This window comes from bacterium (genome assembly GCA_019912885.1).
Classification (GTDB): Bacteria; Lernaellota; Lernaellaia; order JACKCT01; family JACKCT01; genus JAIOHV01.
Genome location: JAIOHV010000057.1, coordinates 25,889 through 39,364 on the forward strand (window position 1 = coordinate 25,889; position 13,476 = coordinate 39,364).

Genomic DNA, 13,476 nt, shown 5'->3' on the forward strand with positions numbered 1-13,476 from the left:
ATGGACATGATTCTGCCCAAGGAAAAATCCAAGCCCAAAACCGAACTCACCGAGTTCACGATCTTCGGCTACGGCATGCCCAAGATCGGTAAGACGACATTCGCCGCCGGATTCCCCGACGCTGTGTTCCTGGCGACCGAGTCCGGACACAACTCGCTGTCGATCTTCAAGGTCGACCTGCCCGACTGGGAAGCGTTTCTCGAAGCCTGCCGCGAACTGGCCGAGGGCAAACACAATTTCCGCAACGTCATCATCGACACCGTCGACAACTTGTGGCTCCTGTGCCGCAACCACATTTGCACGAAAAACAAGATCGAGCACGAAGCGGACTTGGCCTACGGCAAGGGCTACGCGCTGATCCTGGGCGAGTTCGCCCGCGTGCTCATGAAGCTCTCGATGCTGCCTTACGGCCTCGTGCTGATCTCGCACGCGACCGTGCAGGAAATCCAGACGCGCACCGGCACGCTCCACAAGATCGTCCCGTCGCTTCCCGAAAAGCCCCGCAAGCTCATCCTCGGCATGGCCGACATGATCCTGTTCTTCGACCAGGACATTGTTCGCGCAGACGACGGCAAGCAGACCATCCGCCGCGTCATTCGCACGCAGCCGAGTCCGAATTTCGAAGCGGGCGACCGCACGGGACGTCTGCCCGAGGTGATCGACCTCGATTACCGGAAGTTCACCGAGGCCTTCGGCCGCCCGGCTCCGACCACCGCCAACACCAACAAGAAATCTCAGTAACAGGAGGACATACCCATGACGACGCAAGCCCCCGTTGATTCCACTGATCTCGCCGTCTACGACGCCGACTACGCTGCGGCCGATGTGCAGCCCAATCAGTTCGACGATGTGCCGGACGGCAAATACCAGGTGAAGGTCGAGAAGGTCGAACTGGCCCGCACACAGAACGGCGCGCCGATGCTCAAGTGGCACCTTCGCGTGCTCGGCCCGCAGCATCGCGGCCGCATGATGTTCCGCAACAACGTGATGGCCTCGAGCGAGAACATCAAGTTCCTGAAGGCCGACCTGCTCGCTTGCGGCCTGGAACTCGGCAAGCTCTCCGATCTGCCCGAGCGTCTCGGCGAATTGCTCGACGTGGCTCTCGAAGTCACGCGAAAGACGCGCGGCGAGTACGCCAACGTCTATTTGAGCAAGCGCATCGTCCTGGACAATCCGGACGCGGATTACAAGAGCGCGGCCAAGGGCCCGCTGTCGGCGTTCTGAGCATGGACGCGGCCGCTATCATCATCGACACCCGCGAGCAGGTTCCCTATGCCTTCGATTCCCGGCAAGTGGTGCGCCAGGCGCTGCCTGCCGGGGATTACTCGGTCGTGGGATTCGAATCGTCGGTCGCGGTCGAACGTAAGACGCTCGAGGACTTCGTCCACTCGGTGATCCGCGACCGCGAACGGTTCAAGAAAGAACTGGCCAAACTCGCGGACTATCCCCGTGCCTGCATCGTCGTCGAGGCGAACCTGCCCGATGTGCTTTCGGCCCGATATCCATCGGGCGCGCATCCCCATTCGGTATTCGGCGCGGCGGTCTCCATCTGCGTGGACCACGGAGTGCCGGTGTTTTTCTGCGGCGACCGCCAGTCGGCCCGCCGGTTCACCGAGGAGTTTCTGGAGCGCGCCGCCATGAAAATCAAAGCGGAAACAAATCCATGAACGAATCGACTCAATACCTGCGTGGCCGCGTGGAGGCGCTGTTTCATGCATCGCCGGGCTTTTCCGCCGGGCGGCTGAAGGATGAGAACGACCGCCTCGTCACCTTCGCGGGCAAGGTGATCGCCGCCGTGGGCGAGCAGGTCATCCTCCAGGGCGCGTGGGTGAATCATCCGAAGTACGGCAAGCAGTTCCAAGCCGACACTCTCACGCACGATCTCGATTTGTCGGTCGAAGGTCTGGCCCATTACCTCGCCAACAATCCCGCGTTCGTCGGACTGGGTCCGGTCAAAGCGCGGCGCATCGCGCAGGCGTTTGGGAAAGACTTCGGGCGTATCGTCGTCGAGGATCCCGGGGCCGTTGCCAAGGCGGGGCCGATCACCATCGAGGCCGCGCAGAATATCCGCGCCGAGTGGTTGCGGCACCAAGCGATCAACGCGGCCGCGACCGAGCTATCCGCCTTCGGCCTCACGCACCACCAAGTGCGCTCGCTGATCGACAAATACGGAAACGACGCCGTCGCCATCATCAAGAGCGATCCGTATCTGATCGTGCGTGACATTCGCGGCTTCGGTTTCAAGCGCGTGGATGCCATCGCCCGCAAGGTGGGTGTGCCGAAGGAATTTCCGCCGAGGGTTCGCGCGGGGATTCTCGATTGCCTCGACGACGCCCTCGACCAGGGCCACACCTGGGTTGAGGAAGCCGACCTCATCGAGCGCGCCAACAAGCTGCTTGTCATGGATGTCCTGAATAGCCGCGACATCATCGAGATGGAACTGAGCGGTTTGATCACCAAGGGCACGCTTTCCTGCGACTCCTATGATGGCCGCTTTCTGATTGCCCGCGCTGACATCCGTGCAATGGAGCGCGAGGTGGAGCAGTGGCTTCGCGGCGGCGAAAAGGATCATCCCTGCGTGTTCGACATGCTGGGTGTCTGGCAAAAGGTGCGGGACGGCGAGCTATGCCCCGCGCTTAACCCCAAGCAGCGGGCCGCCGTGGTCGCCGCGCTCACCCATCAGATCACCGTGATATCCGGCGGCGCGGGCAGCGGCAAGACGTTCACCGTGGGAGCGCTGACAAAGCTGCTGGAGCAGAACTTCATCAAGGTCGTGCTCGCCGCGCCGACCGGTAAGGCCGCCAAGCGCCTCGAACAGGTCGTCGGTAAAGAGGCGTTCACCATCCACCGACTCCTCGGCTTCAATGGCCACGAATGGTCGCGCGGCCCCGACGATCCCATCGACGCCGACGTCGTGATCATCGACGAGACCTCGATGGTGGACCTCCACCTGGCGTGGCGGCTCCTGCGGGCCATCGATCACGAGCACACCGCCGTTGTGTTCGTCGGCGATCACAACCAACTGCCGCCGGTCGGGCCCGGCGATCTGCTGCGCGACATGATCCATACGTGCATCGTGCCCGGCGTGGTGCTGACCGACATCGTGCGCCAGGCCGGTGAACTGAAGGAAAACAGCACGGCGATTCTGCGCGGGAACGTTGCTAAGACGTCTGCCCAAGTCGATGCGCGCGGTCGCCGCCCCTGGTATCTGATCGACGAGTTCACCGACCCGTGGGATGTGCGCAGGTTTATTCGGGACCTCTATGAGACGGTCCTCCTGGATAAACTGGGTTTCGATCTGCTCGATGATATCCAACTCCTGACGCCCAAGCGGAAAGACGTCCTGGGCGTCAACGAACTGAATATCGAACTCCAGAGCCTGATTCAGCGGAAGCTGTACGGCGTCGAAGTGCCCGCCGTTCCTCCCGGACGCAGGCCGTCCTTTCTCCTTCACGACAAGGTCATCCAGCGCCGCAACAACTACGATCTCGGCATCATGAACGGCGCGATCGGGCGCGTGTTGGAATTGCTGCCCCACGGCGATCTGCGCGTGCGATTCGACAACGCCGAGGTGACCCTAAGCCGGGCAGACGGCGATATGGATGATCTCCAGTTGGCGTATGCACTGACGATCCACCAGTGCCAGGGCAGCGAGTTCCCGTGCGCCGTCGTGATCGTCCACAAGAGCCACAGTTTCATGCACAGCCAGAATCTTTTTTACACCGGCGTCTCCCGCGCCAAGGAAACCACCATCGTCATCGGCGACCGCTGGGGCGTGCGGAACTGCGCCACGAAGAAGGCCAACGACGAGCGCAACACCTTTCTGGGTTTGTGGCGCAGGTGCGACGAGGCGGCCTCACTGAAAGAGGCGCTGAATGAGTAGTGCGCCTCGTCCGGATGTATCCACCGCCCGCCGCTTGCTGCGCGAATATTTTTTCTCGCGCATCGATATTGTCGCGGCCCGGCAGTCGTGGGTGGATCGCAAGACCAAGGAAAGTATTTCTCAGCCGCGCCCGGTCAAGGGCGAAGCGCACCTGGATGGGCTGATTGCATTCCACGTCGCCGGACCCGACCCCAGCAAAGCGCCGCCGCTCAATTACATCAACCGTAAGACCGGCGGCCTCGTCGCGGACAAGCGCGGTTTTGATCGTGTCGGCAGTTACGCGGTCGCGCCCGACAATACGACCGTCTGGCTCTGCTTCGACTTCGACGGCCCAGGCCATCCACTGCCGCTGGCCGACCCTCAGGCGACGATGTTGGCGTGCGAGGAGAAGTGCCGCGTCCTGGGCATCCCCGTCCATATCGAGAAGTCCGGCAGCGGCCAGGGTTGGCACCTCTGGGTGTTCTTCGAGACGCCGGTGCCCGCCGCAGACGCCCGGTTGCTCGCCCACCATGTTGCACCCACGGGCCATGTGCTCACGACCGGCGAACCCGCCGACGTCCGGATCGGGCGCGGGATCGAATGCTTCCCGAAACAGAACACGGTCAGCGACAAGCCGTTCCGCGCGGGCAACATGGTGTGGCTCCCGTTCTGGTACGGCGCGAAGGACGGCGGGAACCAATTTCATCGGATTGCGGACGGCGGCGGCCTCGTGCCATACGCGCCCGATGGCTTCGAACGCCTGACGGCCGCGCGGCTCCAGGAAATCCTCGCGCAGGTGCCCGACGATATCCGGCGTTTCGTATTGAAAACGAAGGGTGGACTAAAAGACAGGCCGACCGAAAAAAGTAGTCCATCTGCCGCTCCCAGAGACTTCGCGCCCACAGATTCTGCCGTGGTCCACGCGGCGCTCGATCACGTCTCGCCCGACTGCTCCTACGACGACTGGGTTCGCATCGGTATGGCGCTCCACCACTGGGACGCGCGGGCGGGCCTTGCCATCTGGGACGCCTGGAGCGCACGCGGCGAGAAATATGTTGAAGGGGAGCCGTCGCTCAAGTGGGATGGATTCTCGTCCGGCGGCGGCGTCACTCTCGGCACGCTGTTCGACATGGCGAAGAAAGCGGGATGGGAGCCGCCGGAAAAACACAGGGCGCCGCTGCCGACCGACGAGGAGATCGCCGCGTTCATGGACGTCGATCCGGCCTCGCTGCTCGACCAGGTCAAGTCCGGGAAGCAACGGGAAATCCTCGGATGCCTGCTCGAAGCGAATCGTCCGCTCACCCCCAAGGAAATAGCTGCCGAGATCGGCAAGGACCACAACTCCACGAAGGTGCTTCTGCACCGCATGGCGAAGGACGGAAAAGTCCGGCGCGACGAGGCGGGCGGTTACTTTTTGGGGGCGGATGTAACCCAAAAGGCCGGTGACAGGGTTACATCGCCGGTTACATCCGAGGAAAATGTAACCCGAAAGACGCACGGAGCGGTTACATCCGCCGCAAATGTAACCCGCGCGGCGCTGAAAAATGTAACCGCGCCGGACGGCCCGCGCCTTCCGACCATCGTTGTCAACAACCGCCAGGGCCCGCCGGTCATCGACGAGGCGTGGGCGGCGGTGCGAGCGTCGAACTATCCGCCGCGCATTTTCCAACGCGAAGGGTCGCTCGTTCGTCTCGTGATAACGGACGGTGTCCCTGCGATCAGCGCCATGAACTTCGTCGCGGTCTATGGCCATCTCTGGCGCATTGCCAACTGGGTGGTCGATGCCAACGACATGCAGAAGGCGACCGACCCGCCCCAAAAGATCGCCAGCGACATGCTGGAGTACGTTGACGAGTCATTGCCCCGACTCGAATCCGTCGTTTCGACACCCGTATTCGATTCGTCGGGCAACCTCGTGCAGACTCCGGGATATCACCGCGAGGCGCGGCTCTGGCTCCACCGACCACGAGGATTTGAACCGGCGGATGTTCCGGCACAGCCGTCAAAATCGCAGATCAATAAAGCTCGCGCTCTCCTGCTCGATGATCTGCTGACGGATTTTCCGTTCGCGGCTGAATCGGATCGTGCGCATGCCGTGGCCGCGCTGCTCCTGCCTTTCGTTCGCCGCTTGATCCAGGGACCGACGCCGCTTCACCTCGTTGAGGCGCCGACTCCCGGCACCGGAAAGACGCTGCTCGCCGAGGCGATATCCCGTATCGTTCAGGCGAAGCCCGCCGAGATCACCACCATCGAGAATGACGAAAAAGAAAACTCCAAGAAAATCACGGCGCTCCTCGACCTCGCTCCCCAAGTCGTGCTGATCGACAACATTCGGATCGGTCTCCGGTCCTCGCAGTTGGCCGCCGTGATTACGTCGGAAACATGGACCGACCGCGTGCTCGGCGTCACGCGCATGACGTCGCTGCCGAACAACGCACTTTGGATCGCCACGGCCAACAATCCGACGCTCTCCCTGGAGATCGCACGCCGGTGCATCCGTATTCGGATCGATCCGCGCATCGACCGCCCGTGGAAGCGGGAGGGATTCAAGCACGACCCGCTTCGCAATTGGGTGGACCGCCAGCGCGCCGAACTCGTTCATGCGGTACTTACATTGGTGCGCGCATGGATTGCCGCCGGAATGCCCGAAGGCGCGCACTCAATCGGCTCCTTCGAATCTTGGGCGCGAGTCATCGGCGGCATTCTTGAAGTCGCCGATATCCCCGGCTTCCTTTGCAACACCGAGGAGCTTTACGAAGTCGCGGACGCCGAGGGCAACGAGTGGCGTGAATTCATCGCGGCCTGGTGGGATCGACTTGGAAACCGATGGGTGAGCACCAGCGAGCTATTTGACCTTGCCATCAACAACGAGTTGCTGGCGAGCATCACCGGCGACAAGAGTCAACGCTCCCAAAAGACCCGGCTCGGCAAGGCTCTCAGCGCCTTGCGCGACCGGCAATTCGATACGTGGCGGATCAAGGTGCGCCGGGAGCGGCACTCAAAACAGGCCGAATACGGGCTTGAAATGGTCGCCTCGGACGGCTCCACCACGGGTTCGGTGCTTTCCCTTTTCCCAGAGCAACGTCCCGCATGTCCCGCAGATGTCCCGCAGGAAAATCCTGAGCAAAATCAAAGCGCGGCGGGACGTGCGGGACATGCGGGACATAATCCCAGCCCCGATACGCGCACGCGCACATACGCATGCACGCCTGAAAAAGGGTTAGGCGGCAACGTCCCGCAAGACCCGCACGTCCCGCCAGCCCTTGAAAACATTGAAAAATATCCTGCGGGACATGCCTCGCGCCCAAAAACCGATGTCCTGCAAGTCCCGCAAAAGCCGTCCGGCGACCTCGCGGACTTCGATCCCCAGGAGGAAGAATCATGAGCACGCCCATTATGGCGGCCGCGCTTCGCGTAGCTTCGGACCTTCGCCACATCCAGGTCGATGATCAACATGATGAGCCACGCGATTTTATCCAGGGCGACGTCGTCTATCGCCTGCTCGATGCGCCGTACTACGCATGGCTCCGTTGCCGGATGGAGCGCGCCAAGAAAGCATTCGATACGGGCAAACTACCGACCCAGACGTGGCAGACGCTGCGCGAGCGATTCAACGGGATTCACGAATGGGTCATCACCCATATCGGCGAGAAGGTTCTGGCCGAGGCAGTCGCTCATCTCGACGAGAATTCGTATCCACCGCCGCGCCATGACCATGCCGTTGCCCTGATCGATTCCTGGTCCGAGCGCGCGGCCATCATGGAGCACGACGGCGGTCTCGCTCAGGCCGCCGCCGAACATGCCGCCGCCCAGCGGATCTCCCGTGAACTCACGCCCGAGGATGTCGAGTCGTTCAAGGCGCTCGGCGTCCAGGTCGACGTCAAATCCTCAGTCGGCAATTTCACCCTCGTGCCCGATTACACCGACCAGGCGGGCAAATCTCGTGTCGAGATATCCGCCGAAGACCTGCGGAAAATCTCGATGATCATGCATACGTTTCCCGGCACCGAGATCATCTACGTCGGGCCGCAGAAAGAAATGCCAGGCGCACCTTGGGAGCCGCAAGTTGCCGCGCCTCCCCCGCCGACGCTCAAACCCGAACCCAAGCAATCACTGGCGCAGCAGGCTTATCAGGCCCCGCTGTTTTGAGGGAGATGACGATGACTACACCGATCACCACTCATGCCGCCCCGATAAAGATTGCCTACATCGCCGGACCCTATCGCGGCCGCACGCACAACGACGTCGCCCAGAATATCGCAGCAGCCCGCGAGGTCGCCGTACATTTGTGGTCGCTCGGCTATGCGGTCATCTGCCCGCATTTGAATTCCGCGTTCATGAGCGGCGTCGCCCCCGAGGAGGTCTTCATGAACGGCGGCCTTGAGATGTTGCGGCGCTGCGACCTCGTCGTCCTCGTCGACGGTTGGCAAGCGTCCCAGGGCACCGCCCGCGAGATTGAAGAGGCTCGCTCATGCGGCCTTCCCATTTTCTCCGACATCGAGTTCGTTCCACCGGCCAGCGCCACGGAGCGATGCGCCAATGAGTAATCCCAATCCCAACACTCACACCAACGGAGGTTTTATGAACGACAGCACTCCCAAATCGCCGCGCCGCGTCTATTGCGCCAACTGCCTGCACTGCAAGGAGTTCTCGCACATCTCACCACTGACCGGCATCGGCGAACGCCGCATCCGCTGCGCCGCCGGTCAGTGGACCGCGCCATCGGGCAAGCTGAAAACCTACGCCCTCCACACGGCGCTCATCAGGCGCATGGGCCAGTGCGCCGACTACGACAGCATGGGCGAGGACGATCTCCCAGAGTTTCTCAAGACGCTGCGTGAGACCTTGCCCGCCGAACGGATCTTCGAGGGTACGCCGCGTGCGGAAAGGCAGAGCGCGTGATGCGAAGTCGGAAGGCCGAAGCCGTGAAAATCCTGCCGCCAGACCTGGTCGAGCGGATTCAGGAGTACTTCACCGGCGGCTACCTGTACGTGCCGTCTCGCATGAAGGCGAAGCGCGTCGTGCGCAATATGGAAATCATCCGGATGTTCAATGCGGGCAAGACCATCACCGAAATCGCCGAGACGTTTTTGCTCACCCGCACGGGCATTCGTTTCATCCTGAAAGGCGCTGGACGGAAGCAAGGGGGTGGAAGTCATGCGGGGTGAAAACTTCCATTTTTTGAACTTGGCCACTGGAATCCGGTGGTTTTTACTGGTGGGCACGCGGCCTCGCGCCGATCGGCGATTTGGCCGGATTCGATCCACAGACGAAAGGTAGAAAATGGTCGATTCCATAAAGAAACCGCAAGACGAGGACTTCGTCGTCCGCATGGGAAAGCAGTTTCGGCGCTGTAAGGCGCGGATGAAGGGCAACGGCGAGCGTTGCACCCACCCCGCCGTGGCCGGGTACTCGGTTTGCCGCATGCACGGCGCGAATCACAAGAACCATCCTGGCCCGCCGCCAGGTAACACCAACGCGCTCAAGCATGGGGCCTACGTCAAGAAGATGCTGACCGACGAAGAGAAGGCAATCTTCGAGGACATCCTGGCCGCAATCCACCGGGACTTCGATCTGAACCAGTCGACGGACTTGGCGCAGGCTTCGATGGCCGCCTTTTATTACGCCAAGTGGCACTGCGCGGTGCTCGGCAACGCCGAAGCCGCCGTCGGAAATTACGACGTGTTGTTCCGCAAGCAGTTGGAGTGCCTCAAGACCACGCGAGCGCAGCGGGACACCGGCGGCGGCCCGCAGACCTCGCCCGCTGAGTGGGCGGTTGCGTTGCTGGAAAGCGTGCGAGGCGAGGCGCCGGGCAAGGCGCCAATCAAGACACCGAAGGAAAAACCGGAGGACTGATGCTGCGAGAACGCAAAACCAATCGCGTGGAAGTCGCTCGCGGTGGTCGGCGCAAGTGCGCGGACTGTCGCGGTTCGGCCTTCAGCCGTTCCGCGCATAAGACGCCTTCTGCGAGGAAAAAGCCGGGCGGCTCAGAGGCTCTCGAGGGCGTCCTCAAAATCGTCGTCGGTGATGTGGGCGTAGACCTGGGTGGTGGTGACGCGGGCGTGGCCGAGGGCCTTGGACACGAGGAGCAGGTTCTTCGTGCGGCCATAGAGCAGCGTGGCGAAGGTATGGCGCAGGCCGTGGACGCTGATCTTGCCGTCGAGTCCCGCCCAGGCGAGCCAGAGGCCCATGCGCTCCTGGACCTGGCGCGTGCTGATGCGCCTATTGCGATTCGAGAGGAAGAGCGCGTCGGTCTCGGCCATCTCCTTGCGGCGGCGCTGAACGTACTTGCGCAGGATCGACCGAAGCTCGGTGTTCAGGAACCGCACCTGGGCCTTGCCGCCCTTGGCGCGCTTGATGCGCAGTTGCTTTTCGTCGAGGCGCACGTCGCCGATGTCGAGGCCGACCAGTTCCGCCAGACGGATGCCCGTTCCGAGCAGGACGCGCAGCATGACCAGGTCGCGCTCGGCGGCCTCGCCCTTGTGCGCCGCGACCGCCTTGAGCAGGGCTTTGACCTCGGCGGGCGAGAGGAAAGACGGCGCTTCCCGCTCGTACCGTTTGATCTTGATCCAGTCGGCGGGGTCGCGGCCCGTTGCGCCCACGTTGGCCACGTAGCGCCCGAAGCTGCGGAGGCAAGCCCTTATGCGCCCCAGGCTCGCGTCGCCACGGGGCGCGCCCGTGTGCGTCGTGGTGACCGGCGCGGACAAAAGGAACCGCGCCAGCAGATCCGCCGTGAGCGCCGCCGCCTCCACATCGCCCGCGAAGGCGAGCAGCAGGCGCAGGTCGCGGCGGTAGCAGCTGAGGGTGTGCGGGCTTTTGCCGTCGGCCTCCAGGCGAGTCAGGTAGCTCTCGATCAATTCCGAAAGTGTTCGGGACGGGTGGAGCAGAATGACAGGGGTCTGGAGAGGGTCGCAAGGGTTCACGCAGGGTGCGGGCTGATTCACTTGCTCGCCTCCTCGTCCAGCGGCACCAGATCTTCGCGCCGCGCGTCGCTCGTGACCCAGGAGAACCGCTGCTCCTTCTCGATCCAGGGCGCGACGTCCCAGAGTCCGGTGGGCCGTCCGTTGTCGCCCAGGATCGGCTCGTTCACCCTCACTTTGAGGCCGGTCATGAAGACGTGGACCGTTCCCACGTACCGGGCGACCATGCCGCGTCGCAATCTAGCGGTTTTCATGGACGACCTCCCTTTTGGCCATGAGTTGCCGAATCTCGCGGCGGATCTGCGCCGCCGTGTATTTCAGGCCGCCCGCCGCCGCGAACGCGGCTTCGGCTTCCATCCGGCGGATCGTCGCCGTCTTACGGGTTTTCGATTTCTTGGTCTTGGTCATCATGCTCTCCCTTCGGTTTTGGTTCCTCGTGCTCACGCGCCGCACAAGGGCTTCGGGTCACATCAAAGTCAAGGGAAAACAACCACTTATGCGAACTTTTCCGGCCCGAAGAGAAGCGCCCGTCGGCGGGCGCGAGAGGTGGGAAAGTGTTCGTGGTGGGCGTTATGGGGTGAGTGTCTTGTCCTCGGTTCGACTCTGCTCACCGCAGGCTCGGAAGCCTCGGAAGATTCCCTCGGCGTAGGCCTTGCGGTTGGCCTTGTCGTCGAGCCAGAAGGCGGCGTCGACGTGGCCAAGGTCCAGGGCGATGGCGGCGACCGCGTTCCGGTCGAGCATGTTCGTGCGCCCGGAGATGCGCACGGCCTCGATGCCCTTGAGTACCTCAGGTGGGATGGCGACTTTGGCGTTGGTGTCCGACATGGCTTACTCGGCGCTCGCGGCGGTCTTTTCGCCGTCAGCGGCAGGATCGGCCTCGGCGCTCGTCTTGACCTTGGCCATCTCGTCCTTGGGCAGCGGCACCTTGTCGAGCCATCCCTGGTCCTTGCAGAACACCAGCATCATGCGGAAGACGCGCTTGGTCTTGGTGATGGTGATCGGACTCTTGGGCCGCTCCTGGCGCGGCTTGCCCGGTTCCTTCGCCTCGCGGATCAGCTTGTTGACGTTGTCGGCCTTGAAGAAGGCGGCGACGTGGACGGGCAGGATCTTGGCGATGTCTTTGCCCTCGCCGAAGTACTCGACCGCGAGTTCGAGGTCCTTGCCGTAGGTGTAGATGGTCCGCTCGTTCTTGCCGATGGTGCGCAGGTGCGCGAGATACTGCTCGGTCGCCTCTTTCATCGTGACGGTCTTCGTGCTCATGGGTCGTTCCTTTCGTTACTTGGGTTGGTTGGGCTTCACTTCGCGCCGCAGACGCGCGGCGGTCTTGATCCGGACTTCGCGGTGGGTGACGGTGTTGACGCCGACCCAGCCGTTGCGCGGGTGTTCGGCCTGGATGCGAACCGGCACAACCGCGCCGGACACCTTGGCCAGATACGTCCCGCCGAGCTTTACATCGTCTTTCTTCATGCTGTTTCTCCTTTCAAATCAGCAGCTTACGACGTGTCACATCGCTTCGCGGGGCGGGTAAGTCAAGGGAATATTTGCGGCGCATGCGAGATTCTTCGGCCCGGTCGCCGGGGCGCAGTCAGCCCGTGCCGGGAGGCGGCATGATGGCCAGTACCGCGCTACCCGAAAACCGCCATGAGATCGCTCGCGTCCTGGGCGACCCCGTGCTCTGGGGCCAGGCGTACCTGCACGACCGCAACGGATCGCGCCGCGTTTTCTGGAAGCACCAGGCCGAGGACCTGCGCTGCGAGCGCGGCAACATCATCCACCTGGACGGCAGAGATTCTGGAAAGTCGATCACGTTGGCGGGCGATGTCCTGCACTACGCCTTCACCACGCGCAACGGCATGGGCCTTGTGGCCGCGCCGCACCAGGGGCACCTCGACACGATCATCGACGAGGTGGAGTTCCAGATCGGCGCGAATCCGGACCTGGAGGCATCCATCGCCAAAAACAAGAACGGCACACCCAAGATCAAGCGCAGTCCCTATTTCCGGATCGAGTTCACCACGGGCACGGTGCTGCACTTCCGGCCCGCCGGACCCTATGGCGAAGCGTCGTTTCGGTCGCTTCACGTGGACCGGCTCTGGGTGGACGAGGGCGCGTGGATTCCGGAGAGGGCGTGGAATGCTCTGCGCCAGTGCCTCAACGCGGGCGGCAAGTTCCGCATTTATTCGACGCCCAACGGCCTGCGCGATACGACCTACTACCGGCTGACGGAAACGAAAAAGTGGAAGGTGTTCCGCTGGCCGTCGTGGATCAACCCGACGTGGACGCCCGAGCGCGAGGCCGAACTGGTCGAGTTCTACGGCGGCAAGGACACACCGGGTTGGCAGCACGAGGTCGCGGGCGAGCACGGCAAGCCGAGCTTCGGCGCGTTCGACCTGGACGCGCTCCACGCCTGCCGCAAGGACATGCCGGATTATCGCCTGGTCGTCATCACCAGCGAGGAGTTGGAGGGTTGCGAGGACGAGGCCGCGGTGCGCGAGCGCTTCGACATGCTGGTGAATCTATCGCCGAAAATGGGCGCCTATTGGCTCGGCATCGACACCGGCTACACGAGCGATCCGACGGAACTGGTGGTTTTCCGCGAGGACGAATCCGGTCTCGTCATGGTGCTGCGTGTCCACGGCGAACAGGTGCCGTACCCGTGGCTCTCCGAACTTATCCGCATCCTGGACATCTACT

At 62.7% G+C, this 13,476-nt stretch carries 17 protein-coding genes; 11 read left to right on the forward strand and 6 right to left on the reverse strand.

Features of this window, described 5'->3' with window-relative positions; all coding sequences use genetic code 11:
- Positions 1–6: 6 nt before the first annotated feature.
- From K8I61_05005 to K8I61_05050, 10 genes are all read left to right on the forward strand, one after another.
- The gene (locus K8I61_05005; GenBank protein MBZ0271372.1) at positions 7–741 is read left to right on the forward strand and encodes an ATP-binding protein; all 735 of its coding nucleotides are present in this window, start codon (positions 7–9) and stop codon (positions 739–741) included.
- Between the two features lie 15 nt (positions 742–756).
- Positions 757–1,224 carry a DUF669 domain-containing protein gene (locus tag K8I61_05010; protein MBZ0271373.1) on the forward strand — a complete coding sequence of 156 codons (468 nt, stop codon included), beginning with the start codon at positions 757–759 and terminating at the stop codon, positions 1,222–1,224.
- A gap of 2 nt (positions 1,225–1,226) precedes the next feature.
- Entirely contained in the window at positions 1,227–1,667 is a 441-nt protein-coding gene (locus K8I61_05015; GenBank protein MBZ0271374.1) for a hypothetical protein, read from the forward strand.
- On the forward strand, positions 1,664–3,883 hold the full coding sequence (locus tag K8I61_05020; protein MBZ0271375.1) for an AAA family ATPase: 2,220 nt from the start codon (positions 1,664–1,666) through the stop codon (positions 3,881–3,883). The genes K8I61_05015 and K8I61_05020 overlap by 4 nt, the downstream gene beginning before the upstream one ends.
- Positions 3,876–7,247 (forward strand): PriCT-2 domain-containing protein, encoded by a 3,372-nt coding sequence (locus K8I61_05025; GenBank protein MBZ0271376.1) that lies wholly within the window; start codon positions 3,876–3,878, stop codon positions 7,245–7,247. The genes K8I61_05020 and K8I61_05025 overlap by 8 nt, the downstream gene beginning before the upstream one ends.
- Positions 7,244–8,011, forward strand: a complete 768-nt coding sequence (locus K8I61_05030) for a hypothetical protein (GenBank protein ID MBZ0271377.1) — start codon at positions 7,244–7,246, stop codon at positions 8,009–8,011. Before K8I61_05025 ends, K8I61_05030 begins: the two co-directional genes overlap by 4 nt.
- A gap of 11 nt (positions 8,012–8,022) precedes the next feature.
- Positions 8,023–8,409 carry a DUF4406 domain-containing protein gene (locus tag K8I61_05035; GenBank protein MBZ0271378.1) on the forward strand — a complete coding sequence of 129 codons (387 nt, stop codon included), beginning with the start codon at positions 8,023–8,025 and terminating at the stop codon, positions 8,407–8,409.
- A 34-nt stretch (positions 8,410–8,443) separates the two neighbouring features.
- On the forward strand, positions 8,444–8,764 hold the full coding sequence (locus K8I61_05040; protein MBZ0271379.1) for a hypothetical protein: 321 nt from the start codon (positions 8,444–8,446) through the stop codon (positions 8,762–8,764).
- 23 nt (positions 8,765–8,787) lie between these two features.
- Complete coding sequence (locus tag K8I61_05045) at positions 8,788–9,030, forward strand: DNA-binding response regulator (GenBank protein ID MBZ0271380.1); 243 nt, start codon at positions 8,788–8,790, stop codon at positions 9,028–9,030.
- A gap of 115 nt (positions 9,031–9,145) precedes the next feature.
- Entirely contained in the window at positions 9,146–9,718 is a 573-nt protein-coding gene (locus K8I61_05050) for a hypothetical protein (GenBank protein MBZ0271381.1), read from the forward strand.
- A 131-nt stretch (positions 9,719–9,849) separates the two neighbouring features.
- Here the strand turns inward: K8I61_05050 and K8I61_05055 are convergent, their stop codons facing one another.
- The 6 genes from K8I61_05055 to K8I61_05080 all read right to left on the reverse strand — a co-directional run bounded on the left by K8I61_05055 (position 9,850) and on the right by K8I61_05080 (position 12,249).
- Positions 9,850–10,719, reverse strand: a complete 870-nt coding sequence (locus tag K8I61_05055; GenBank protein ID MBZ0271382.1) for a tyrosine-type recombinase/integrase — start codon at positions 10,717–10,719, stop codon at positions 9,850–9,852.
- Between the two features lie 83 nt (positions 10,720–10,802).
- The gene (locus K8I61_05060; GenBank protein MBZ0271383.1) at positions 10,803–11,036 is read right to left on the reverse strand and encodes a hypothetical protein; all 234 of its coding nucleotides are present in this window, start codon (positions 11,034–11,036) and stop codon (positions 10,803–10,805) included.
- On the reverse strand, positions 11,023–11,193 hold the full coding sequence (locus tag K8I61_05065) for a hypothetical protein (protein ID MBZ0271384.1): 171 nt from the start codon (positions 11,191–11,193) through the stop codon (positions 11,023–11,025). The genes K8I61_05060 and K8I61_05065 overlap by 14 nt, the downstream gene beginning before the upstream one ends.
- A 159-nt stretch (positions 11,194–11,352) precedes the next feature.
- Positions 11,353–11,607 (reverse strand): DUF5049 domain-containing protein, encoded by a 255-nt coding sequence (locus tag K8I61_05070; protein MBZ0271385.1) that lies wholly within the window; start codon positions 11,605–11,607, stop codon positions 11,353–11,355.
- Positions 11,608–11,610: 3 nt separating this feature from the next.
- Positions 11,611–12,042, reverse strand: a complete 432-nt coding sequence (locus K8I61_05075) for a hypothetical protein (protein ID MBZ0271386.1) — start codon at positions 12,040–12,042, stop codon at positions 11,611–11,613.
- Between the two features lie 15 nt (positions 12,043–12,057).
- A complete protein-coding gene (locus K8I61_05080) occupies positions 12,058–12,249 on the reverse strand; it encodes a hypothetical protein (GenBank protein MBZ0271387.1) in 192 nt (63 codons plus the stop codon).
- Between the two features lie 143 nt (positions 12,250–12,392).
- Here K8I61_05080 and K8I61_05085 point away from each other — a divergent pair.
- Positions 12,393–13,476 (forward strand): terminase family protein (locus K8I61_05085; protein ID MBZ0271388.1); only part of this gene is annotated, 1,084 nt, incomplete at its 3' end.

Coding starts and splice junctions, on each gene's coding strand:
- K8I61_05005 (MBZ0271372.1), top strand. CDS start 7: ATGATTCTGCCCAAGGAAAAATCCAAGCCCAAAACCGAACTCACCGAG.
- K8I61_05010 (MBZ0271373.1), top strand. CDS start 757: ATGACGACGCAAGCCCCCGTTGATTCCACTGATCTCGCCGTCTACGAC.
- K8I61_05015 (MBZ0271374.1), top strand. CDS start 1,227: ATGGACGCGGCCGCTATCATCATCGACACCCGCGAGCAGGTTCCCTAT.
- K8I61_05020 (MBZ0271375.1), top strand. CDS start 1,664: ATGAACGAATCGACTCAATACCTGCGTGGCCGCGTGGAGGCGCTGTTT.
- K8I61_05025 (MBZ0271376.1), top strand. CDS start 3,876: ATGAGTAGTGCGCCTCGTCCGGATGTATCCACCGCCCGCCGCTTGCTG.
- K8I61_05030 (MBZ0271377.1), top strand. CDS start 7,244: ATGAGCACGCCCATTATGGCGGCCGCGCTTCGCGTAGCTTCGGACCTT.
- K8I61_05035 (MBZ0271378.1), top strand. CDS start 8,023: ATGACTACACCGATCACCACTCATGCCGCCCCGATAAAGATTGCCTAC.
- K8I61_05040 (MBZ0271379.1), top strand. CDS start 8,444: ATGAACGACAGCACTCCCAAATCGCCGCGCCGCGTCTATTGCGCCAAC.
- K8I61_05050 (MBZ0271381.1), top strand. CDS start 9,146: ATGGTCGATTCCATAAAGAAACCGCAAGACGAGGACTTCGTCGTCCGC.
- K8I61_05060 (MBZ0271383.1), bottom strand. CDS start 11,036: ATGAAAACCGCTAGATTGCGACGCGGCATGGTCGCCCGGTACGTGGGA.
- K8I61_05065 (MBZ0271384.1), bottom strand. CDS start 11,193: ATGATGACCAAGACCAAGAAATCGAAAACCCGTAAGACGGCGACGATC.
- K8I61_05070 (MBZ0271385.1), bottom strand. CDS start 11,607: ATGTCGGACACCAACGCCAAAGTCGCCATCCCACCTGAGGTACTCAAG.
- K8I61_05075 (MBZ0271386.1), bottom strand. CDS start 12,042: ATGAGCACGAAGACCGTCACGATGAAAGAGGCGACCGAGCAGTATCTC.
- K8I61_05080 (MBZ0271387.1), bottom strand. CDS start 12,249: ATGAAGAAAGACGATGTAAAGCTCGGCGGGACGTATCTGGCCAAGGTG.